This window comes from Virgibacillus sp. Bac330, from assembly GCF_003667845.1.
Classification (GTDB): domain Bacteria; phylum Bacillota; class Bacilli; order Bacillales; family Amphibacillaceae; genus Virgibacillus; species Virgibacillus chiguensis.
On sequence record NZ_CP033048.1, the window covers coordinates 3881218 to 3903362 of the forward strand.

Annotated in this window: 19 protein-coding genes and 1 pseudogene; 3 read left to right on the forward strand and 17 right to left on the reverse strand. The window is 38.4% G+C overall.

What is annotated here, in order from left to right; genetic code table 11:
* Positions 1-16: 16 nt before the first annotated feature.
* The 8 genes from D9780_RS18050 to D9780_RS18085 all read right to left on the reverse strand — a co-directional run bounded on the left by D9780_RS18050 (position 17) and on the right by D9780_RS18085 (position 7986).
* Positions 17-748, reverse strand: coding sequence for a sirohydrochlorin chelatase (locus D9780_RS18050; RefSeq protein WP_121641093.1), 732 nt, complete (start codon positions 746-748; stop codon positions 17-19).
* Between the two features lie 18 nt (positions 749-766).
* Complete coding sequence (gene cobA / locus D9780_RS18055) at positions 767-1546, reverse strand: uroporphyrinogen-III C-methyltransferase (RefSeq protein ID WP_121641544.1); 780 nt, start codon at positions 1544-1546, stop codon at positions 767-769.
* 39 nt (positions 1547-1585) lie between these two features.
* The gene (cysI, locus tag D9780_RS18060) at positions 1586-3301 is read right to left on the reverse strand and encodes an assimilatory sulfite reductase (NADPH) hemoprotein subunit (protein WP_205601100.1); all 1716 of its coding nucleotides are present in this window, start codon (positions 3299-3301) and stop codon (positions 1586-1588) included.
* A 70-nt stretch (positions 3302-3371) separates the two neighbouring features.
* Positions 3372-5210, reverse strand: coding sequence for an assimilatory sulfite reductase (NADPH) flavoprotein subunit (locus D9780_RS18065; RefSeq protein WP_121641094.1), 1839 nt, complete (start codon positions 5208-5210; stop codon positions 3372-3374).
* A gap of 230 nt (positions 5211-5440) precedes the next feature.
* On the reverse strand, positions 5441-6181 hold the full coding sequence (locus D9780_RS18070; protein ID WP_121641095.1) for a phosphoadenylyl-sulfate reductase: 741 nt from the start codon (positions 6179-6181) through the stop codon (positions 5441-5443).
* Positions 6182-6570: 389 nt separating this feature from the next.
* On the reverse strand, positions 6571-6885 hold the full coding sequence (locus D9780_RS18075; RefSeq protein ID WP_121641096.1) for a DMT family transporter: 315 nt from the start codon (positions 6883-6885) through the stop codon (positions 6571-6573).
* On the reverse strand, positions 6885-7232 hold the full coding sequence (locus tag D9780_RS18080) for a DMT family transporter (RefSeq protein WP_121641546.1): 348 nt from the start codon (positions 7230-7232) through the stop codon (positions 6885-6887). The genes D9780_RS18075 and D9780_RS18080 overlap by 1 nt, the downstream gene beginning before the upstream one ends.
* A gap of 181 nt (positions 7233-7413) precedes the next feature.
* Positions 7414-7986, reverse strand: a complete 573-nt coding sequence (locus D9780_RS18085) for a TetR family transcriptional regulator (RefSeq protein ID WP_121641097.1) — start codon at positions 7984-7986, stop codon at positions 7414-7416.
* 158 nt (positions 7987-8144) lie between these two features.
* On the opposite strand from D9780_RS18085, the pseudogene D9780_RS18090 reads away from it, so the two are divergent.
* Positions 8145-8323, forward strand: a pseudogene (locus D9780_RS18090) (helix-turn-helix transcriptional regulator).
* Positions 8320-8751, forward strand: a complete 432-nt coding sequence (locus D9780_RS18095; protein ID WP_121641098.1) for a hypothetical protein — start codon at positions 8320-8322, stop codon at positions 8749-8751. Before D9780_RS18090 ends, D9780_RS18095 begins: the two are co-directional and overlap by 4 nt.
* Before the next feature lie 264 nt (positions 8752-9015).
* Here the strand turns inward: D9780_RS18095 and D9780_RS18100 are convergent, their stop codons facing one another.
* The 3 genes from D9780_RS18100 to D9780_RS18110 all read right to left on the reverse strand — a co-directional run bounded on the left by D9780_RS18100 (position 9016) and on the right by D9780_RS18110 (position 13199).
* The gene (locus D9780_RS18100; RefSeq protein ID WP_116278061.1) at positions 9016-10443 is read right to left on the reverse strand and encodes an MBL fold metallo-hydrolase; all 1428 of its coding nucleotides are present in this window, start codon (positions 10441-10443) and stop codon (positions 9016-9018) included.
* 99 nt (positions 10444-10542) lie between these two features.
* A complete protein-coding gene (locus D9780_RS18105; protein ID WP_162985932.1) occupies positions 10543-11205 on the reverse strand; it encodes a peroxiredoxin in 663 nt (220 codons plus the stop codon).
* 278 nt (positions 11206-11483) lie between these two features.
* Entirely contained in the window at positions 11484-13199 is a 1716-nt protein-coding gene (locus tag D9780_RS18110) for an ABC transporter ATP-binding protein (RefSeq protein WP_121641099.1), read from the reverse strand.
* A 227-nt stretch (positions 13200-13426) separates the two neighbouring features.
* On the opposite strand from D9780_RS18110, the gene D9780_RS18115 reads away from it, so the two are divergent.
* The gene (locus D9780_RS18115) at positions 13427-13798 is read left to right on the forward strand and encodes a DoxX family protein (protein WP_121641100.1); all 372 of its coding nucleotides are present in this window, start codon (positions 13427-13429) and stop codon (positions 13796-13798) included.
* A 1020-nt stretch (positions 13799-14818) separates the two neighbouring features.
* On the opposite strand, the gene D9780_RS18120 is transcribed toward D9780_RS18115, so the two are convergent.
* From D9780_RS18120 to yycF, 6 genes are all read right to left on the reverse strand, one after another.
* The gene (locus D9780_RS18120; RefSeq protein WP_121641101.1) at positions 14819-16036 is read right to left on the reverse strand and encodes a S1C family serine protease; all 1218 of its coding nucleotides are present in this window, start codon (positions 16034-16036) and stop codon (positions 14819-14821) included.
* A gap of 160 nt (positions 16037-16196) precedes the next feature.
* Positions 16197-16979, reverse strand: coding sequence for an MBL fold metallo-hydrolase (locus tag D9780_RS18125; RefSeq protein ID WP_073010487.1), 783 nt, complete (start codon positions 16977-16979; stop codon positions 16197-16199).
* On the reverse strand, positions 16976-17920 hold the full coding sequence (locus tag D9780_RS18130) for a two-component system regulatory protein YycI (RefSeq protein ID WP_121641102.1): 945 nt from the start codon (positions 17918-17920) through the stop codon (positions 16976-16978). The genes D9780_RS18125 and D9780_RS18130 overlap by 4 nt, the downstream gene beginning before the upstream one ends.
* A gap of 3 nt (positions 17921-17923) precedes the next feature.
* The gene (locus tag D9780_RS18135) at positions 17924-19240 is read right to left on the reverse strand and encodes a YycH family regulatory protein (RefSeq protein ID WP_121641103.1); all 1317 of its coding nucleotides are present in this window, start codon (positions 19238-19240) and stop codon (positions 17924-17926) included.
* Complete coding sequence (gene walK / locus D9780_RS18140; protein ID WP_073010495.1) at positions 19240-21072, reverse strand: cell wall metabolism sensor histidine kinase WalK; 1833 nt, start codon at positions 21070-21072, stop codon at positions 19240-19242. Before walK ends, D9780_RS18135 begins: the two co-directional genes overlap by 1 nt.
* 9 nt (positions 21073-21081) lie before the next feature.
* Positions 21082-21786: a response regulator YycF gene (yycF, locus tag D9780_RS18145; protein ID WP_073010498.1), complete on the reverse strand. Its 705-nt coding sequence runs from the start codon at positions 21784-21786 to the stop codon at positions 21082-21084.
* Positions 21787-22145: the final 359 nt, after the last annotated feature.

Genomic DNA, 22145 nt, shown 5'->3' on the forward strand with positions numbered 1-22145 from the left:
TTTTGTGCTATTCGTTTTACGATATTGCCTCTATAACACGATCCTTCAATGCTTCTTGCATCACAGGATGCTGGCCTAGCTGCTGACAAACAACGATTTCATTGTCATTAAGCTCCATATCTGCAACCTTTTGATGAATATGTCGCATTAGAAATCCGGTAAACCAGATATATGGGATAATGACGATTTGCGAATTTTTCTCTGTAACAACAGCGTGCAGTTTTTTATCAAAAGACGGTTCACATGCCGCTAAATAACAGGCTTCGACGTGGTTTAGTTTTGTTATTCTTTTCAGTTTTCGTGCAATCGTTTCGATATCTATGACCGTTTGTGGATTGCTACTACCTCTGCCTACTAGCAGTACCTTCATATCTGGTCTCTGTTCTGCAATTGCTTGCTCCATGCGCTCAGCTAATAGGTGAATGATTCGATCCTGTACACCGAGAGGCTGACCATAAGAAAATGCAATAGCTGGATATAATCTCCTTTGTTGTGCAATCGCCTGTGGAATATCCTGATAATAATGACCTGCCTGTAATAATAGGACAGGTATAATAGCGATGCTGGTCGCCCCTTGAGCTACCAAATTAGCTATTCCTTGCTTCATATTAGGAGAAGCCAATTCGAGAAAACAGACTTCTTGTAAAGGGACATTTATTTGTTCTTTTACTACTTCTAGAAATGTCACTGCCTCTTCCAAAGCATCAGCATAACGACTTCCATGACTTACATAAAGTACGCCTTGCATAAGATATCCCCCCTTTTTTCACGAACTGATTACAGCACCGAGCGGCTCGCTTTCTTCACTTGCCATTTCTTCAAACCACTGTATGTGCTCACGCAACCGAACAACCTCGCCAATAATAAGCATCGCAGGGTTTTTGATCTGCTTTGCTTTCAATGCAATTGTTTCTAACGTACCCGTGACCGTTTGTTGTACTTGTGTTGTTCCATAATAAATAGCGGCAATTGGTGTCATCGCATCTCTACCATAGCGAATTAAATACTTACAAATGTCGGAGAGGTTTTTTACCCCCATATAGATACATAAAGTATCTGGGCCCTTTGCAAGATGTTCCCAATATGCTTCACTATCCTCTTCCGCCCTAGTTACTCCCGATACAAAAGCCACAGAGGAACTAATTTGACGGTGGGTTAAAGGAATTCCCGCATAAGCTGGCGCAGCTGATCCAGACGTGATTCCTGGTACAATTTCAAACGGAATTCGATATTTTCTTAACGCTAGAACTTCCTCTCCTCCTCTGCCAAATATAAAAGGATCTCCACCTTTTAATCTCGTAACTACCTTTCCTTGACTTGCATAATAACAAAGTAGTTGGTTAATTTGTTCCTGTTTTAATGCATGATGATCTGGACGTTTCCCACAATAAATACGTATTGTCTGTTCTGGTGCGTAAGCTAATAATTGTTCATTTACCAAACGATCATATAAAATAACATCTGATTGACTGATGATTTTGACACCCTTGATCGTAATTAAATCAGGATCCCCTGGCCCTGCCCCTACCAAATATACCTTTCCGATAACTCCCTCCACCTCTTTCATCATCACCTACAACCTCCATTATTTATGAAAATCCAATCCAGAATATACGGCTTCTACATAATTTGTTCGAATAACAAAGTCGCCAAAATGCTCCCCGTCTAACCTTTCCTTTGCATACTGCATTATAATTGGTTTTAGTGTATCTAACATCTCTTTTTCTCCTATATTTTCCTTGTAGAGCTTGCTTAATCGTTCCCCGGTAAAACTTCCGCCCAGATATAGATTGTACTTGCCAGGTCCCTTACCTATAAACGCTATCTCAGCTAAAACTGGCCGTGAACAACCGTTTGGGCAGCCTGACATACGGATCACAATTTCTTCTTGATGGAGACCTGCTTCTTGAAGAATTGCTTCTACTTTGTCAATGAAGGAAGGTAGATATCTTTCTGACTCTGCCATTGCCAAAGCACATGTCGGTAAAGCTACACAAGCCATCGAATTACGCCGCAAACCACTAAGTTGACCACCATTTGTTAGTTGATACGTTTGAATAAGTTGCTCCATCTGACCCTTCTTCTGTTTCGTAACATTAGCAATAATTAAATTTTGATTAGGCGTTAAACGCAAGTCTCCCGTATGAATCTTAGCAATTTCTCTTAGCCCTGTTCGGAGTTGATAATCCCTTGTATCTTTGACACGCCCATTTTCAATGAATAATGTAAAATGCCACATATCATTTGCTTCCTTCCACCCATAGCTATCGCCATTACTTTTAAACTGATAATCTTTTGGCTCTTCCAATTCCCAACCTAAGCGTTCGTGTAGCGTCTGTTGTAGCCAATCTATTCCCCTTGCATCAATGGTGTATTTAAATCTAGCATTCTTTCGGTCAGAGCGGTTTCCATAATCCCGCTGAATCGTAACAATTTGTTCTGCTACAGCAATCACTTGATCAGGAGAACAGAAGCCTATCACCCGCCCTAATTGGGGATACGTATTGGTATTTCCGTGTGTCATGCCCATACCACCACCAACGGAAACATTAAAACCAATGAGCTTATTGGCTTCTTGAAGGGCAATAAAGCCAAGATCTTGCGAGAATACATCAATATCATTTGATGGGGGGATTGCAATGCCAATTTTGAATTTCCTCGGTAAATAAGTTGATCCATAAATGGGTTCTATTTCCATTTCGTCTCGTGAGTCAACCACTTTTTCTTTATCTAGCCAAATCTCATGATATGCTCCCGTTCTTGGTGAGAGATGGTCACTGATTGCTTGCGCCCATTTCTGCACTTCCTGATGGATTGCTGATGGATACGAATTGGTACTGCACATCACATTTCGATTGACATCGCCACAAGCGGCTAATGTATCCATAAGTGTCTGATTAATCTCTTTTATTGTGTTTTTTAAATCCCATTTCAAAATGCCATGCAATTGAAATGCTTGCCTTGTCGTTAAACGAATGGACCCGTTTGCATATTTATCAGCAAGTTCATCCATCACCAGCCATTGTTCCGGTGTAGCAATCCCTCCCGGCACACGTACCCGAATCATAAATTGATAGGCAGGCTCTAATTTTTGGCGTCTTCGTTCATCTCGTAAATCACGGTCATCTTGCTGGTAACTGCCGTGAAACTTCAATAATTTATTATCATCATCCGAAATTGCCCCCGTAATTGGATCTACAAGTCCTTCCGTTATCGTTCCCCGTAGAAAATTACTGCGCTGCTTTATTTGCTCCATATCATCTAAAGATCTCTCATGCAGATCATCTTTTTCTTTTGACATTGCGTTGAACTCCCTCCATTCACTCATACCTTTTTTAACCAACACATCACTCTGAAGCGCAACGAATCAATTAATACACATCTCGCTGATAACGTTTTTCTAGACGCATTTGCTGCAAGTAGGATTCGGCTTTTTCTTCGCTCATGTCACCCTCTTGCTTTAATATAGTCACCAGCGTTTGATGCACATCCTTCGCCATATGCTTCTCATCGCCACATACATAAACAGCTGCACCAGCTTTTAACCAATTATAAAATTCGTTGCTTTTTTCAAGCATCTTGTGTTGGACATATACTTTTTGGTCAGTATCTCTTGAGAATGCGACATCCATCCTCGAAAGTACGCCTGTTTTTAGCCACTTTTGCCAATCTACTTGATAGAGAAAATCATATAAAAAATGCTGTTCACCAAAGAAAAGCCATGTTCTTTGCTTCTCTTTCGTTTCCTCCAGCTCTTCCAAATAAGAACGAAAGGGCGCTACTCCCGTACCAGGCCCAATCATAATGACTGGCGTTTGCGGATCATTAGGAAATTGAAAATTAGGATTTTTTTGTATATATATGGGCAACTTATCGCCTATTTCCAATCTTGTGGAAACTTGCCCCGAACAAACTCCAAACCGCTCACGTCCATGGGTAACATAATGGACCTTTCCAATCGTTAAATGAACTTCATCTGGATTTGCTTTGTAACTACTGGCGATAGAATAAAGCCGGGCTGGAAGCTTCCGCAACATGCTCACAAACTCCTCTGGCTCCAGCTTCTCCGGTGGAAAATCAGTCACTAAATCTAGAACATCTCTTCCCTTTATATAAGCAAGTAATGTTTCTTTATTGCCTGCTTTTATAAAATCGCTTAAAGCGCTGTTTGCAAACAGTCTCTCTGCCTTTTCTAACATTGGTATTGTTAAAACGGTTATTTCAAAAAGAGATAGCAATGCTTCACGTAATGATCTTATTTCTCCTTGCTTATTCACAGCAGCTAGGCTTTGGTCCGCGTCCCATCTGAGCTCCGTTAAAAGTTGCTCTACTAATTCCGGGTCATTTTTTGGATAAATTCCTATACTATCTCCTGGTTTGAAGGTGAAATCTGAGCCGTCAAGAGATAGTTCTAAATGGTGCGTTTGTTTTTGAGAGCCACGCCCACTTAACGTTATATTCTCTATAACCTCTGCCATAAATGGATTTGTTCTTGAAAAAACAGCTTGCTCGGAAGCGACCATGCCGTCCTGTTTCTGATCTAAACGCGCGTGATGGTCAACAGCATCCGATGAATGCGTTAAAACATCTAGAACACCATCCATCCACAAGTTTGCTTGTTCATCAAAGTCTAAATCACAATCTACTCGCTCATATAATCTCTCTCCACCTAATTCCTCTAGACGTTTATCCAAATCCTTTCCAGTTTGACAGAAGAATTCATACGACGTATCACCAAGTGACAGCACCGAAAAACGCAATTGTTCCAATGTAGGTGCTTTTCTACTATGAAGAAATTCATAAAAAGATATCGCATTATTTGGCGGATCACCTTCCCCATGGGTTGCCGTTATAATTAATAAATCCCCCGTCTTTTTTAATTTACTTGTTTTGAAGTCATCAAGAGCTAACAAGGTCACCATAAAATTAGCTGCATCTAGCTTTTCAGCCATCATTTCACTTAATAAGCGAGCTGTTCCTGTTTCTGAACCGTATAGTACCGTTACTTTTCTTGTGGATGTACTAGCAGGCATTGGCTTACTATCTACTTGCGGGGGTGAACTACTAGTATGCTGTACTTCTTTAGACATCACTCCTGAAAGGTAGCCGCTTAGCCAAACCTTTTGGCTAACCGTTAATGTTGGTAATAAACGACTTAATTGCTCAACTTGTTCTTGATTAAATGGACTATTTATCACATTCAACGACAACATGCTCACCTCACTACTACTCATTTTATCTAGAATATAAGGAGCTATCAGACTCTCACTTCAAGAACTGGAAGACGTAAGCTGCATAAGACAATAGCACCTAAATCCCTGATTTGCTTATCTAAACAATCTGTACGGGATAAAAGAAAACCTTTATATGTCATCCAAATACAAAGTATACCAATTAAAATACTAGGAATTAAGTGAAATAAAAAAGATGTTTTATCAAATCATCTCAAATTCCTGTCGTCATTATTTGTATGCAGACCACATTCTGTTTTCGTTTGCCCCGTCCATCTTCCTGCACGTAAATCATCGGATTCTGTTACTTGTGATGTACAAGGGATACACCCAATACTTGGAAAATAATTATCATGCAGTTCATTATACGGCAATTCTCGTTGTAAAATGTAATTCCAGACATCATCCCAAGTCCAATGTATCAATGGACATACTTTAATACTTTTAAATCTTTCATCTTTATTCACAAAGTCTGTTTTACTCCGACTTAATGACTGCTCTCTGCGAAGTCCAGAAATCCAAGCAGGCACATTGTCAAGCACCTCTTTAAGCGGTTTGATCTTACGAATAAAACAACATTGATCTGGCTTCCGCTTCCATAACGCTGAGCCATACTTTGCGGCCTGTTCGTCAACGGTCAAATCAGGTTGCTTTAGATGCATTCGCAAATCAGGGTATCTGTTCTTTACTTCATCAATAAGATCGTACGTTTCTTGAAAATGTAACCCTGTATCTAGAAAGACAATCTTCGCATTTGACTTCACCTTAGATAGTAAATCAATGAGTACCATACTTTCTGCACCAAAGCTGCATGCATATACAATGGAATCTCCATACAGATCATACGCCCAACGTAAAATCGTGAAAGCACCCTTTGTATCATCAGTAGGGCTGAAATCTTGAAAAGGGTCGACAGTAAAATTTTGATACGAAAGTATTTGTCGTGTCAAAAACTATCCCTCCTACATGTATTCTTAACGATACTGAAGGTTAAATCACCTTCATGTTGCACTGAAATGAAAAAGAATTACGCTCTTTTTTCAAATGGTAAGAAGAGCAATGTTCCATTTTTATCTTATGCCCCTCTTACCTATCAGATGACTAGTTAGACAAAGCATTCTAAAAATCTGTTTCTAAGATAATGCATAATTACCAATTAATGCTGAAAATAATCTTTGCATATATTGCTTGATATATTATATCTTTTTCCAATAAAAGTCAACGCTTTTTTTTACATATGAATAATTTGATATTATTTTTATATTCTAGAATAAATTAAGTGTGACTATAATTTGGAAGAATCGTAGAAAAAGCGTATATCGCATTGTGATGTTTCACTTTACGATATTGCTTTTAACCCAACGACGCCAATGATGATTAAGCCTAAGCTAAACACACGTAGCTTGTTTGTTGATTCCCCAAAGAAAATCATATTCATCAATACAGCTCCAGCTGTCCCAACTCCCATAAATACGGAATAAGCAACACTGACAAGCAAATAAGAGAAAGAGGCATAGAGAAAAGCAAACGATGCGCCTAATCCGCCAAGATACAACAACCCATTTGCGACGGTCTTATTTTGACTATATAACCGCAAGCCTAAAACGCCGATGATTTCAAACACAGAAGCACATGCTACTAGAAGCCAACCCATTATGAACGCACCTCCTGCTTCGTTGTTTGCTCTGGTGCATCAAATAACTTCAAACCAATGACACCTAAAACTAACAAGAACATAAAGAAAATTTTCCCCATATTTAAGCTTCCTTCAAATATATAAACATCCATTAACGCCGTTCCTACTGTTCCAACTGCCGCAAAAATAGCGTATACCGTTCCAGTTGGAATCCCTTCACACGCTTTGGATAAGAAATGTAAGTCTAGTAATATAGCACCTATAATTAATACCCAATGCCACCACGTAGATGCCGTGTTAAAGCCATAAATCCAAATTAATTCGAACACACTTGTTAATACAACATAGATCCATGATTTATTCATTTCCATACTCCTTCTCCCTCGTGACTGACTATCAGTCATTATAGTGTAAGAAAAACTTGGCTAACACCAAGCTGTATATTCAAAACTGGGATTTACCACCAATTTTATATGACGAAAAGCCTGTTTTGCTTATACGTCATTCTAAAGTACAGAAAGTTCTTTCTATACCTATTTTGCCAACCTATTTACATAATGCATGTTTAGCAAAGTCCAATACTTCTTTCTTTTTCTGATTTGCTTTTTTTTCATCATGTTTATCAAACAAGTAAGATTGTTCAGCTGCTGCTTCAATTAATCCAATTAATAATTTTGCTGTTGCCTCTACATCGATGGGATCACGCAACATAGCGGTAGCTTTAGGTTGATTTAAAAACTCCTGCATCCAAGCATAATATGGTTCATAAATTTTCTCCCACTCACTTAAATATTGACTGGAAGCCAAACCAGCAAACATAAGCGCATAAATTTCCCGATAATCGTTCGTTATTTTAAAGGCAACATGAACGACCTGTTCCAATTGTGTAATAAATGCTTGCTCCACGTTTACCTCTTCCTTCATCGCCTCTACAATCTTTTGCACCATCACTTCAGCGATGGAAGGCATGACTGCTAATTTGGATGGGAAATATAAATAAAAGGTTCCTTGAGCCACACCTGCACCTTTCACAATATCGGATATCTTTGTTTTTTCAATGCCCTTCTCTTGAAAAACATGAATGGCAGACTGAACAATCTTCTGTTTTTTATTATCCATCCCCTCACCTCCACACACCGAAATTCATGACTGATTATCAGTCATTTTACAAGTTGCTCACTTACTTTGTCAAGCTATACTCTTTTTTGCGCCATGTAATATATATATTGAATAATGTAATGTATATGTTACAATAAGGGCAAGGGGGCATTAAACACGTGAAAAATAAAGTAAAATTTGCTCGCGTGCAAGCAGAACTAACCCAACAGCAATTAGCTGAAAAAACGTTGAAAAAGGAAAGTACAATCCGACTTTAAATTTATGCTTAGAAATCTGCTATGCGACAGGTCGCTCATTAGACGAAATATTCTGGATTCCAAGAGAGGGAGAAGAGTGATTAAAAAAATGCAAGATGAACGGTTGAAACACAGAAACTTGAAGCATATTTCAATGGTATTTTTTATACAAACAGTAGGTATATTAGCGATTATTATTTATGATGGAGTTACAAAAGGAATTGACGCGGCATTATCAAGCCCCGTTTGGTTTGTATTTAGCATTTCAATGGTTGTGCTAAGCCTTCTTAACCTAAGCATTACCATTGATACGTACGAGAATATCATGAGAAGACCAGGGCCTTATTACCGCATTGTGTTGCTCGCTGTTTGTATTGGGTTACTATTTGGATTAGCAGGAAAGTTTCTACCTGGTGGCAGTATTAGGGGTGGGTTGATTGTAGGAAGTGTTGGGTTTATTTGTTTTCTTGCTGTATTTTCTTACGGTTATTATTTAAAAAAGAAGCGATACGATGAACATAAGGAATAAATGACAAAACCTAGAATTTTTATGTTTTTCTATAGAACAAAGGCGCAAGCGCCCGGTTAGCAACGTAGCGAGTGGAACAAATCAACGAAAGTTTTAGGAATCATGTTGAGGCGGTGTCGCACGAACCAATGATGACTTATCGTAGGGCGATTCGTGAAGTCGCCTAGTTGCTGGGCGCTTGCACCAGACGTGGCTAAATAATTTAGTAAGTTTATTCACAGCTGCAAAATTTTATAATTTCCTAGACTAGTCAAAAGAGGGAGCTTAACCCTCTTTTATTTTATCTTTCGTTGTCTCCAGATTTTGTTGCTCCCAGTTTATAAATCCGCCTTCCACGTTAATAACGTCAAATCCTTGATTTATTAACATGCTTGACGCAATCGCTGAACGCTTTCCTGAGCGACAATGGACAGCAACAGGCTTCTTTGGATTTAATTCATCCGCACGTTCTGCTAATTTTGGAAGCGGAATATGCTTGGCGTTTGGAATATGTGCTTCATCCCATTCATCTATATACCTGACATCCAACACTTGAACATCATCACGCTCTCTTTTCTTGTCAACTACAGATGGGGATTGCGTATCATAGGTTAGCTTCTCAGATGCACTATCTATGACAGACGTAGCAAAAAATCCTTTTAAGTTATCCATCCCCATACCAAGCATTATTTTACGTAAAGGGGTAAATTGATGTGGCTCTGCAATAAGGTAGATCGTTTTTTCATAATCGGCTAAACGACCGAGCCATTCGGTAAACATATCAGGATAAGGAAGATTAATTGTTCCTGGGATACTTCCAGTAGCAAATGTTTGGATACTCCGTGTATCAATAACCATCGTCTGGTTATCTTGTGCTAATTCGGCTATTTCGTCACCAGTAAGTTGCATTTCTACCGGCGATGGTACTTTTTGAAGTGGTGTCATACCTGTTTTGTTTACTTCCTTCATCTTTGCAAAGTAAGCAGGTGGTTCTGGCTGTCCATCCAATAAGAAGTTGATAAAAGCTGTTTCTTCGGTTGGTTGAAAAGCTGGATTAAACAATCGTTCATAACCCACTGTGCTTGTAGGTACTGCCCCAAGAGCCTTGCCACAAGCACTTCCTGATCCGTGCCCAGGCCATATTTGTACATAATCCGCATACTTTTTAAACCGCTGAATAGAGCTAAACATCTGTCTTGCCCCCTCTTCGGCAGATCCTACTACGCCTACTGCCTTCTCTAACAGGTCAGGACGGCCAACATCACCTACAAATACAAAATCACCTGTAAATATACCCATTGGCCGATCAGCAACAGCACCATCGATTAATTCATAAGCCATATGCTCCGGTGTATGTCCAGGGGTGTGGACTGCTCGCAGCTGTACTTTCCCTAATTGGATGGTATCTTGATCACGTAAACCTTTTACAGGTAAGTCGCTACTCCATTCATAGCCCCCATTATCTACACCTTCTATAGAATGGTAAATTGTTGCCCCCGTTCTTCGTGCAAGTTCTGTAACTCCCGATACGAAATCAGCATGAATATGTGTTTCCACTGCTGCAACAATTTGAAAACCTTGCTCTCTAGCTGTTTTTAAATACCCCTCTATATTTCTAGCCGGATCAATAACAGCTGCTTCACCAGTAGCTTGGCAAGCTACCATGTAAGAGGCTTGAGCTAAAGAAGTTTCATAAAAATAGGTTAGATACATACATAAACCCCTTTCTAATTAAATATATTCAGAATATTCAAATATATATTCCTGAAAAGTGTCCCTAGCTATGCAGCTAGGGAGCTATCCACTGCCTAATTAATTAATTTCTTTCTTACAATAGTACCAATCTACGCAATCATACTCCTGATTATTCATGCGCTCATTGGCTTCTTCTTTTGTTTGCGGTGGTTTAACAATTCCTTTATCGCCAGGTTGCCAATTTGCAGGAGTGGAAACTCCATGCTCATCCGTTGTCCGCAATGCTTTCACAAGTCGGACAATTTCTTCCATGTTTCGCCCTGTTGATAATGGATAATAAATTAAGGCACGAATCGTTTGATGATCATCAATGACAAATACCGCTCGTGACGTTTCTGTGCCATCGGATTCGGGCATAATCATGCCATATTTCGTAGCAACTTTTTGATTCAAATCCGCAATAATCGGAAATTCAATGGTTGTATTAAAGTTTTCTTCAATATTTCTCGCCCAAGCAATGTGCGAACTCACACTATCAATACTTAAGCCAATTAATTCTGTATTCATCTCACGTAGTTGGTCATAGACTTCTTGAAAAGCTACAAACTCAGAGGTACATACGGGTGTGAAATCAGCTGGATGCGAAAACAATACGACCCATCTTCCCTTATAATCTGTTAAAGAAATGTCACCATGGGTCGTTTTTGCAGTAAAGTCAGGTGCTTTTTCACCAATTCTTGGCAAACTGTATGCCTGTGTCGCTTGATCCATTTGCTCCATCGTAAATCCCCTCTCTACTTTTATTCTTACATAATGCCTATACCTCTAGCCTACTAGAATAAAACTGTATATAGCATAAAAATAGAAATTGTCATCGATTATTAACAATTGAAACAAGCAAACTTATGTTGAACAGCAATTATAACGTGTGCATGTATCTTTTTAGAAAACTCCAATTCTTTACGACCAAAGCCAAATTTTGCTTATACAAACCCCTTACAGCCTATCGTCTAAAGAAGAACAGGGAGTAGCAATGCTCTTATCCAAAAGGCAATTTATTAACGCATTTGTACCCGATGTAAGTGTGCAAAAATACCATCACGCTCCAACAATTGCTCATGACTTCCCTCTTCTTCTATTCCTTCCTTCGTAACTACCATAATACGATCAGCATTTTTTATCGTAGCTAATCGGTGCGCAATTACGAGTGTTGTACGATCTTTGGCCAGCTCTGTTAACGCCTTTTGAATGATCATCTCTGTTTCCGTGTCTAGTGCAGACGTAGCTTCATCTAAAATTAAAATAGGTGGGTTTTTTAAAAACATCCTTGCGATTGCAATACGTTGTTTTTGCCCGCCTGATAGCTTCAATCCCCTTTCACCAACTTGCGTTTCAAACCCTTGTGGCAACTCTTGAATAAACGCTTCCATATGGGCGCGACGTGCAGCTAATTCAATGTCCTCATTGGACGCATCAAGCTTTCCATAAGCAATATTTTCTCTTAGTGTCCCTGTGAATAAAAAGACGTCTTGCTGTACAATTCCAATCTGCTGCCGCAAACTCTCCTTCGTCATATCACGTATATCCATACCGTCAATCGTAATTTTTCCCGCATTCACATCATAAAACCTTGGAATTAAAGAACAGATCGTTGTTTTCCCTGCTCCAGACGGACCAACGAAAGCCACTGTCTCGCCTGCTTGAATGTGAAAACTCAAATCATTTAAAACCGGTTTTTGCGTTTTTTCATATGTAAAAGTAACATGGTGAAACGAAATATTCCCATGTAAATAAGCTACAGATTGTGCATCGTGTTTATTTTGCACATCTGGATCTATATCCAACAGCTCGATAAAACGTTTAAAGCCTGCCATCCCTTTTGGATACAACTCCAATAATGCGGTAATTTTTTGAATAGGTGTAAAGAGTACATTGACGAATAAAACAAAGCTAACGAGTTCACCAATCAACAATTCATTTTGAAAGGTTAGCCAAGCGCCAACGACTAACACCAAAAGCGTAATAAGACGCATGAGCATGTATATATTAGAATGTACAATTGCCATCACTTGATATGCTTTTACCTTTGCTTTGCGGAAGCTATGATTATCTTTCGTAAATCGCTCCATTTCATGTGCTTCATTCGTAAATGATTGAACAACACGAGCACCTGAAACTGCGTCCTCTACGCGTGCGTTGACACCTGCAATGTCTTCGTACATCTTTGTCCATGCTTTATTCATTTGGATATTGCTAAATGCAATGAGAAAAATCAATATTGGTACGGCAAATAAAATAATGAAAGCAAGTTTTACATTAATGGTAAACATGATGATAAACGCACCGATAAAGGTCATGAACGAAATAAAGAAATCTTCCGGACCGTGATGTGCCAGTTCTCCAATATCAAATAGATCGTTTGTGATGCGACTCATAATATGGCCGGTTTTCGTATTATCAAAAAAACGAAATGATTGCCGTTGAACATGATGAAACAATTCCTGACGCATATCCGTTTCTATATTAATTCCTAGCTTATGCCCATAGTAAGTAACTACATATTGCAATACAGTACTCAGCAAGTAGACGAGTAGAAGTAGCACACTAACTACGATAATGACATCCCAATCATTACCTGGTAGTAAGTCATCAATGAAATACTGCACAGCAACAGGAAATGCTAACTCTAATAACGCTACAATAACTGCAGAGGTGAAATCTACTGCAAATAAACGTTTATGTGGCTTGTAATAAGAGAAAAATCGTCGTAACATATCCTTTTTGCCCATCCCTTTCTTTATAGTAGAAAAACGGTGCTTATTGAAAAGTCTGCTGACGTAAGCAATCGTTTCTCTTATACTATCATTTTGTGCTTTCCTAATAAGTATAAAGGAATTATACGTTGAAGCATAATGCTTGGCAAGTTTGTCCTTCTTCTTGCATATAATGAATTGATCTACATATAAGCGTCTCTACCTTTAATAAGAAGGGGGGAATATCGATGGAAAAACAGTTAAGCCAACCGCTATTTACGTGGGTATGCTATTGCCTAGCGTTTGTTTTTTTAACATCTGGGATCATGAAACTCGTCGCTAGCGATTTTAAAGTACGTTTTGCTGAATTAGGGCTTCCTTTTCCGGAGTTAGCCTTGTTTATCGTTGCCATTGTAGAAGTTGCATGCGGAATGTTGATTGCTAAAAGGTTCTATCTCCATTTAGCCGTACCACCGCTAATTTTAATTATGCTTGTCGCTTTATATTTAACCAAACTACCCACTTTACTCCATCAAGGGGTGCTCTCCTTTCTATTCGAAGCAAGACTAGATATTGTTATATTCGTTTTATTACTGGTTATTTGGAAGAACAAAGGCTAGGGCGCCCGTATAATAATGTAGCGACTGGAACGAATCAACGAAAGTTTTACGAATCATGCTCCTGCATCAGGAGTATGCCGGCGCCCCCGGCAAGCCCTTCTTTAGTCAGCCTTCCTATTTCGGACGAACCGATGATGACTTATCGTAGGTTGATTCCTAGTTGCTGGGGCCGAAGCCACGTGGCTATTTCGTTGAATCCGTATGCCAAAGCAACAAATTTTATGCTTCCTTATCTTTTAAAAAAAATGTAGTGCTCTTTCTTCTCAACTGTTGATAACTAGTGTATAAATGCGGCATACGCTGTTGAAAAGCTGTGTTCATCCACAAAATTATCCACATATGCACAAATGTTCGCAGCTATTTTGATTTGTTGTTTTTTTCACATACTATATATTGATTTTTCTCTTAAAAGTTATTCACAAATTGTGCATAATAAGGACATATCTGTGGATAAGTTCTGTTCCTTGGTCTTTAGTTGAATCATAAAGCATTTGAAAAAACCCTGAACCTGGGAAGGAACAAAGGCTCGGGGCGCCGCCCGGTTAGCAACGTAACAACTGGAACGAATCAACGAAAGTTTTACGAATCATGCTCCTGCAACAGGAGTATGCCGGCGCCCTCCGGCAAGCCCGTCTTTAGCCGGACTTCCTATTTGGAACGAACCGATGATGACTTAGCTTAGGGCAATGAAGTGAAGTCGCCTAGTTGCTGGGCGCTGGATCCAGACGTGGCTAAATAACTTAGTTAGTTTATCCATAGCTGCTGAACATCGTCAACCCTGTTCACCTGCCTTTTTACGGATCACTATATTAGAAAAGCTTAGTTATACGATATACCGTAGATTGTTCTTCAATATAAAAATGCAGTAAGACTCTCCCTTTAATACTTTCTTATCGTGTAAAAAAGAGCACGAATGGTGGGTGCTCCTTTTTTCAGTTATCCACCTTGTGGATAACTGTTTTTCGCTCATAAAACACCAAAAGCAAGGTTGTCCACAATGTGGGCAAACCTTGCTTTTGGTTAATTTTGCTCTCCTAGTTGAATCGTTGTCTCTCGTTTTTTTCCATCTCGATAATAAGTGACAGCTATTTCGTCTCCTACTTCTTTTTCTTGATAAAGAACCTTTCGAAGATCAATCATATTCATCACGTTCTTGCCATCTAGTTCTGTAATTACATCTAACCGTTTTAGCCCAGCTCGATCAGCAGGTGATAGCGGCTCTACACTCCATACATATACGCCACCCTTAATATTATCTGGGAGACCTAAAGTACTATCCCATTCTGTTTGTGGTACTTCCTCTAAGGAGTAAATTTCTACGCCTAAATAAGGTCTCGTAACCTTTCCTTCTGTTTCCAGTTCTTCTATAATTGGCAGTGCGTAATCAATTGGTATGGCAAAGCCTAACCCTTCTACTGCTGTTTGGTTAATCTTCATCGAGTTTATCCCGATGAGTTGCCCACGAATATTAATAAGCGCCCCACCACTATTACCTGGGTTAATGGCTGCATCGGTTTGAATTACTTCTGCTTGCCAGTCCGCTCGTCCATCCTGGTTAAAATCTTGTGGAATGGTTCGTTCGGTGCCGCTAATAACTCCTTGGGTAACCGACCCTGAAAACATAAGCCCAAGTGGATTGCCAATTGCAATAGCAGGTTCACCCGTTTTTACATTTGCCGAAGAGCCCATTTCAATAACTTGTTCTACTTGGTCTCCATCCATTTTTAAAACGGCTAAATCAGAAAAAAGATCTGTTCCCACTAAATCTGCTTCTACATGTGTATCATCAGATAGGACAACCTCAACTGTATCCGCACCCTCTACAACATGATGATTCGTGACTACAAATGCATTTCCATCTGCCTTTTTATAAATGACACCAGAACCTTCACCAGCTTGACTATTTTCCTCCTGTTGTTGCCAAAAATCCATTTGACTTTGAATATTAATGACCCCAACAACTGCTGGTGCTACCTGGTTGATGACTTCCGTAATTTGTGATGACACATCTACATTCACCACTTCTTTTGGACCGCTACGCTCATTCCCAGAATCATTTGCATGACTCTGCTCATTCTTTTGTTGCTCGGCATTATTTAAGATACCTGTATCTACAAGTACAGGAAGTGCGACTGTTACAAGCAAAACACCTAGGATTGCACCAAGTAGCAATGGCACAAGCCAGCCGCTCTTTTTCTTTCTTCGTTTCGGTGGATAATGCTCATCATAATACCCCATATACCTACCCCTTTTTGGGAAAGAGGTTTACTCCTTCCTGAATGATAAATAATTGCTCTTATTATTCCCCGAAAAAGTATGAAAATAACCACATTTACTAGCTAACATTTAAAAATCTCCAGCTTATCATCATAGTTAAATTCGCCAAATTTATACTTCGTCATACTGCAAAAAGAGGTGTAGACTTATCATGGTACGTATCTAGCAAATCTATCGCGATCCCTCTCTCTTGTAGAACTTGATCTACAGACATTCTAGCTAAATCACGCATATTATTATCTAAGCTTAAATGTGCTAAGTAAATGCGTTTCGTATTATTATCAATAATATCTGCTAGAGCTAGACCACAATCTTCATTGGAAATATGTCCAGAATCGCCCAATATTCTCCGTTTAACATTCCAAGGATACTTCCCCATCCGAAGCATGCCTACATCATGGTTTGCTTCAAATATATACGCATCTGCACCTTCCACGGTTTTCTTAATGCGGTCGGAAACATACCCTAAATCCGTTACTAATGCTACCTTCTTATCTTCATGATGAAATGTATAAAACATAGGTTCTGCTGCGTCATGGGATACACCAAATGAAGCAACATCCATATCACCAAACGTTTTTACTTCATCCCGATGAAAATAAAATTTTTGATCCACCGATATGTTTCCAATCGATTTTTCCATCGCTTTCCAAGTCTTTTCATTCGCATAGATAGGCAACTGGTACTTGCGAGCAATAATACCTAATCCTTTTATATGATCACTATGCTCATGCGTTACTAATATTCCCGATAACTTTCGGGGATCCGCATCTATTTCTGCAAATAAACGATCCATCTGCTTTCCACTTAACCCGGCATCAACGAGTAATTTCTCTTGTTCCGTTTCAATGTAAAAAGCATTTCCAGTACTACCTGAAGCTAGTACGCTAAAACGTAAAGTCATTCAAAGTCACTCCGATTATTCTCTATACTATCTTCCGCAATAATTTGATTCACCATAATTAGAAATTCCTTCTTCCACTCTATTTCATTACTCATTTGTTGCATTACACTTTCATAATTCTGTAACGTATCTGAAATGAACTTTGTATTATCGCCCATGCTTACATATGGTTCTACCGCACCTACAAAGTAATTCCGTTCTTCATTTACCGTTATTTTATACGTTGGTGCAAAAACCTGAGACGCTCCTGTCTCAGAAGCAATCCGAGTATAATACCCGTACTCTACATTTGTAATTGTGTCTTTCGAATATAATTCACTTTGGTCGAATAAAGTACCGATTGCACTCATTGGCTCATACAGCGTACTTGGCTCTCCTTGCTTTTGTGCATCTCCTAACATCGTTTGCGTATAATAAATCATTTCATTATCTTTATTCAGAAAAACGAGTATTAAACCGTAGCGATTATAATAAATCGTTCGATCCTTTTCTTTCTGAAACAATAACAATACATTAGCATCTTTATCCCAACCATAATACTTGTACTCATCTGAAGAAGCAATATACTTTTTTAGCAATTGACTAACACTGGCGTTATTTGGTTGCTTTGGCAATGGGATTGGCTCATCAAATTTAGAGACAAGTAAAGACCCATTAATCAATTCCGTTTCTTGGTTTTTCAATGCTTTTATTTTGCTGTAATCTGTTTCTGTATAGGTTTTTGGTGCTATATTCATATACGTATCTTTCTTTACATCTATATGATAATCACGAATCTTAATATCTTCCTGCTTCAACTCTTCTTCCAAGGTTGGTTCGTTTGGATTTGTACGATCATAAGAATCGATGCTACTTTGTTTATCCATAAACTCTACAAACAAATAAATATTAAGGATTAAAAAACATAATATAAATAAGGTTTTAATCTGACTCCACTGCATATCTTAAACTCCTCCCTGTTGTGAAGTGGGAGTTTCTAAGTCTGGAAACAGTTTTTTCCATGTTCCATTGATTTGCATAAACCAAACCGGATTTAAAATAACCGAGTTATCCGTTTGGTACTGAAAATCATACATTAATTGAATATCTTGGATTTGATCACCCTTATCGGTTAACTCATCGTTTACATAACGAATTACTTCTGCTCCAGAAGGGACATCGATATCTTCTGTCCGCACTTCATTGCTAAGCTTTAATAATGAACGATTATAGCGATAAATATCAAGCCCTTGGTACTGGACTTCCATCAAGGATAAGCCGTATTCATTATAAACAGGATAACCATTATAACTCATTCGGTAAATCACTCGATTCGATGAAGTATCTAAATCATACAATTGATAATTGCCAAACCAACCATCGTGTGAATCTATCGTTGAAATACTCCGATCGATTAATTCTACTGGATCATTTTGACCTGCATCATTATCCGTAGCATATGGATAATAGTACTCTAATTTTGTCTCATGATATTGTATTCGCATCTCGCGCTCACTATCAGCAAAATAGAATTCTCCAATGCCTCTTTCCCCTTCATCAGATCGATTCACTCTAGTCGTATTTGGAAATAAAGCTCTCACAAATCGGTCTGACGGTATCTTATTTACAATAAGCGAACGCTTTTTTAAATCTTTTGTTTTGCTAGGAATGAAAATGTCTCTTTCCCCTTCGTTAAATAGTAAAAACTCGGTTAAGTCTTCTCGAGAAGCAAATAATTGCTTAAACTGATTATAATTGGCGGAATTACTTACCGAAGCAGTCGCTTGTCTTCTACCATCAACGGAAGGAAACAGCACGGTTATTGTTGATGTATCTTCTTTCAGGCGTAAATATATATGATCAAAGGACCAATTTGCGTCCACTTTATCTGTGTTTGTAAACTGAAATAGACTCGTTACAACCTGAATTGGCAACGCATCTGGAAATCTGATTTCTATATCAAAGTCATCTGCGTTCCAATTCGCATCTTTAATACTAAAGTTTGAATACACCCATGTTTGCATGTCTTCAAATAGCTGTTGCTGCTTTTGTGGATCTTTATATCCTAAATGCTGCTGCCCTGCATGAAAAATAATGGAACTAGGTAGGATGACATTACTCTCCGCTTCCATTTTGTTACCACCAACACTAGTGTCACTTACGTTTTCCTTATCATCCAGTTCTTCAAATTCAGATTGATAATTCCATAATCCAAACGTTAATAATAAACTAAGTCCAATTAACAATACTAATAAAATGGATTTAAACGTCTCTAGTTTCATTATGCACCTCTCCGCTTCTGATTCATAAGCGGAAGCGTAAAGTAAACGGTTGTTCCTTTACCTTCTTTGCTTGTCGCCCAAATTTGACCATGATGAGCCTCTACAAGTTCCTTAGCAATGGCTAAACCAAGCCCTGTGCCACCAAGCTTTCTTGTTCGTGCTTTATCTGCACGATAAAAGCGTTCAAAGATCTTTTCTAATTTATCATATGCAATCCCCATACCTTCGTCTTGGATACTAATTAATAATTGATGTCGTTTATACTCCGTTTTTAGCTTAATCGTGCCACCTTCAGGGGAATATTTAATAGCATTTGTAATAATGTTATCAAGCACCTGTGTCATCTTATCCTTATCCATCCAAACATAGTAGCTTCCGTTAGGTAACTCCCGTTGTAAATGAATACCTTTTGGCGTCTGCATCTCAAAACGGTCAATAATTTGATGATAATAACTTACAAATTCAACGCGTTCCTTATGCAATGGATATTCTTTTGCATCCATTTTCGAGAGTTGCAGTAAATCATTGACCATACGAATCATCCGCTCCGTCTCATTATGCACGACACCGAGAAACTTAGGGGCAATTTCTTTATCTTCCCATGCGCCATCATTTAAAGCTTCTACATAGCTTCTCATCGTAGTAAGCGGTGTTCTAAGTTCATGAGAAACGTTGGATACAAACTCTCTTCGTTCTGCTTCTACTTTTTCCTGCTCTGTTACATCACTAATCACCGTAATAAATCCAGTAATTTCCCCTTCTTCATCTAGAACCGTAGAAAAATTAGACCGAATAATAAAATCCTCATCATTTTCTCCAAAATCAATAATCATCGAGCCACTATTGTGCAATTCGGTAATATCCACCATTTTATCTTCCAGATGTAATATATCGAGTAAGTAGGATCCCATCACATCATCTGGATTATGGCCAATTAATCTTCCAGCAGGCTCATTCATTAAAGTTATTGCTCCCGAATTATCTGTTGCAATAACACCATCCGACATATTCGATAAAACGGAGCTTAACTTTCTTCGTTCTTCTTCAATTGTTGCATAAGAATGTTTTAGCTGATTATTTAAATCGTTAAATGTTTCAGCCAAATGACCAATTTCATCCCAACCGTATACATTTACTTTTTGGGTGAAATCACCCCTGGCCATTTTTTGAGCCTGACGACGCATTTCAATAATCGGTTTCGTAATCGTTCGTGCAACTAAAATACCGATAAAGGCAGATACAGTAATAGCTAAGACAGAACCTTGAAAGAATATTTCATTAATACTCATTAATTGATCGTACACGGGTTCTAAAGACGCCTCTAAATAAATAACACCTAAGACAATATCTCTATTTTTTTCATCTACAATAGGATGAGCTAGTACATAAAAACGGTCATTATCTCTTACATTATTACTATGTTCTGTTGAATTCGTCGTTAGTGTACGCTGAATAATCCCTCTCGTCGTTTTTTTATTAATTTCATCACGCGAATTGTAATCATTTGTTGCCATGACTCGGCTCTGATTATCAACAACTTGTAGACTTGAAATATCTTGCGTGTCTACTTCGGAAACAATACTTTGAACTTCTTCTTTTAATGAGGGTTGATCTGGGTTTTCCTCATCACGTTCACGGTTAAATGCCTGCTCCAAATTGTAACTTAACAGCTCTACTCGTGAAGCAATGGAATCTTCAAAGGTAGTTACTAAATTATTTTCTAATTCCGTAGTAAAAAAGGAGCCGATAACTTGAATAGCTACCAGCAATAAAAGAATATATATAATGATAAACTTTAATTGAATAGAACGAAAAAAACCCACTTTTTTCATGTAATAAACCTACTCCTGATCAGGATTTCGTAAATAATAGCCTACTCCTCTACGTGTCACGATCCACATAGGGTTACTAGGAGTCTCTTCAATTTTCTCTCGCAACCTACGCACGGTCACATCTACCGTACGAACATCACCAAAATAATCATAACCCCATACGGTTTCTAATAAATGTTCTCGTGTCATTACTTGTCCCATGTGTCGAGCGAGGTAGTGCAATAATTCAAATTCACGATGTGTTAATTCAATTTGCTCGCCATCTCGTGAGACAACATAAGCATCAGGGTGAATAACGAGCGAACCAATTTGAATATCTTTAGAGGCTTTTGTTGTATCCTCAGGCACCACTTGTTGCCTACGTAAGTTCGCCTTTACACGAGCAATTAATTCCCGATTGCTGAACGGTTTCGTCACGTAATCATCTGCTCCCAATTCCAATCCGAGTACTTTGTCAATTTCCGAATCTTTTGCCGTCAACATAATAATTGGCATTGTTTGTGTTTTTCGTATTTCCCGACAGACTTCATTCCCATCTTTATTCGGTAACATAATATCCAATAGAACTAAATCCGGGGTTTCCTCTGTTGCTAACTTAATCGCTTCATCCCCATCATACGCTACAACGACTTCATAGCCTTCTTTTTCTAAATTAAACTTCAATATATCTGCAATTGGCTGTTCATCATCAACAACTAATATTTTTTGACTCATTTTCGCCACATCCTTCTACTCTAATATTTATTTTATCGTACTTTTGTATGCAGTGAAACTTTCAAAACTTCATTGGCTATTTATCAACAGCTTGTGTTTTTTCATTCGAAGGGATAACGTTTAAATAATCTATACTTTCCTATAGTTAAAACTATATTTTTGGTCTAGTTTCCTAAGAAAATGAATAAAAACCGGTTAATAAAAATAACATCCCTATTACTACATCAAGCATTTTTATCCCATCAAATCGATCTATATATGTGTAAAATCATGTCTTCCACCGTGCTTACAGTGGAAGGCATTATCTTATCTGTGGATCAAATGCCTTTTCTATAAATAAATGAAATGGAACTTTTCGT

What these genes read in the sequence shown, in the direction of transcription:
- D9780_RS18075 (WP_121641096.1), bottom strand. Translation starts at nt 6,885, where the DNA reads ATGGGTTGGCTTCTAGTAGCATGTGCTTCTGTGTTTGAAATCATCGGC.
- D9780_RS18105 (WP_162985932.1), bottom strand. Translation starts at nt 11,205, where the DNA reads ATGGAGCAAATGGATCAAGCGACACAGGCATACAGTTTGCCAAGAATT.
- D9780_RS18135 (WP_121641103.1), bottom strand. Translation starts at nt 19,240, where the DNA reads ATGAAACTAGAGACGTTTAAATCCATTTTATTAGTATTGTTAATTGGA.
- D9780_RS18050 (WP_121641093.1), bottom strand. Translation starts at nt 748, where the DNA reads ATGCAAGGCGTACTTTATGTAAGTCATGGAAGTCGTTATGCTGATGCT.
- D9780_RS18115 (WP_121641100.1), top strand. Translation starts at nt 13,427, where the DNA reads ATGGAAAAACAGTTAAGCCAACCGCTATTTACGTGGGTATGCTATTGC.
- D9780_RS18100 (WP_116278061.1), bottom strand. Translation starts at nt 10,443, where the DNA reads ATGTATCTAACCTATTTTTATGAAACTTCTTTAGCTCAAGCCTCTTAC.
- D9780_RS18110 (WP_121641099.1), bottom strand. Translation starts at nt 13,199, where the DNA reads ATGTTACGACGATTTTTCTCTTATTACAAGCCACATAAACGTTTATTT.
- yycF (WP_073010498.1), bottom strand. Translation starts at nt 21,786, where the DNA reads ATGAGTCAAAAAATATTAGTTGTTGATGATGAACAGCCAATTGCAGAT.
- walK (WP_073010495.1), bottom strand. Translation starts at nt 21,072, where the DNA reads ATGAAAAAAGTGGGTTTTTTTCGTTCTATTCAATTAAAGTTTATCATT.
- D9780_RS18125 (WP_073010487.1), bottom strand. Translation starts at nt 16,979, where the DNA reads ATGACTTTACGTTTTAGCGTACTAGCTTCAGGTAGTACTGGAAATGCT.
- cysI (WP_205601100.1), bottom strand. Translation starts at nt 3,301, where the DNA reads ATGTCAAAAGAAAAAGATGATCTGCATGAGAGATCTTTAGATGATATG.
- D9780_RS18085 (WP_121641097.1), bottom strand. Translation starts at nt 7,986, where the DNA reads ATGGATAATAAAAAACAGAAGATTGTTCAGTCTGCCATTCATGTTTTT.
- D9780_RS18130 (WP_121641102.1), bottom strand. Translation starts at nt 17,920, where the DNA reads ATGCAGTGGAGTCAGATTAAAACCTTATTTATATTATGTTTTTTAATC.
- D9780_RS18120 (WP_121641101.1), bottom strand. Translation starts at nt 16,036, where the DNA reads ATGGGGTATTATGATGAGCATTATCCACCGAAACGAAGAAAGAAAAAG.
- D9780_RS18080 (WP_121641546.1), bottom strand. Translation starts at nt 7,232, where the DNA reads ATGAATAAATCATGGATCTATGTTGTATTAACAAGTGTGTTCGAATTA.